The 822-nt window shown below is 46.1% G+C and carries 1 pseudogene; it reads left to right on the top strand.

The features are described from left to right. Positions 1-70 precede the first annotated feature (70 nt). A pseudogene (locus GPLA_RS23350) lies at positions 71-822 on the top strand (IS3 family transposase); the annotation flags it as partial.

Raw genomic sequence — 822 nt, 5'->3', positions numbered from 1 at the left:
GTAATACCCCCATAAAGTCGGAGCAGTTTTAAGTAGAAATTCCCGTTAAACTAAAACGAAGGAGGTTTTTATGCGTAAATCAAGATATACCGACAGCCAGATATTGGCGATATTGAAACAGAATGAGAACGGCGTAGCCGTTCCTGAGCTTTGCCGTGAGCATGGTATGAGTTCAGCTCAGTTCTATAAATGGCGAGCCAAGTTTGGCGGAATGGATGCGTCATTGATGAAACGACTTAAAGAGCTTGAAGATGAAAACAAGCGACTTAAAAAGATGTATGCCGAAGAGCGACTGGTCGCCGAAATCCGTAAGGAAGCCCTTGAGGGAAAGTTATAAGGCCATCTCAGCGTAAGGAGATGGCAAGGAATGCTATCAATCGGCATGGCGTGAGCATTCGCGTCATCTGCCGTAGTTTGGGTATCAGTGCCAGTTGCTATCACTATCGAGCCAAATTGAGCGGTGAAAACGCGCAAGTCGCTGACTGGTTGCTGCGACTAACCGAAACCCACAAACGTTGGGGCTTTGGCCTGTGCTTCTTATACCTACGAAACGTGAAGGGGTTCAATTGGAATCACAAACGCGTGTATCGCATATACCGTGAGCTTGAGTTGAATTTACGGATAAAACCTAAACGCAGAATTAAGCGAGACAAGCCTGATGCCTTGAGTGTACCTGTGGCGGTCAATCAGGTCTGGTCGATGGACTTTATGTCTGACAGCCTTGCTGATGGGCGCTCTTTGAGAACGTTTAATGTGATAGACGATTACAATCGTGAAGGTCTAGCAATTGATGTGGATTTATCCATGCCTAGTGCAAGGATT

The organism is Paraglaciecola polaris LMG 21857 (genome assembly GCF_000315055.1).
Classification (GTDB): Bacteria; Pseudomonadota; Gammaproteobacteria; order Enterobacterales; family Alteromonadaceae; genus Paraglaciecola; species Paraglaciecola polaris.
Note: the sequence above shows the minus strand (reverse complement) of the source record. Positions and strands in the feature narration are given on the sequence as shown.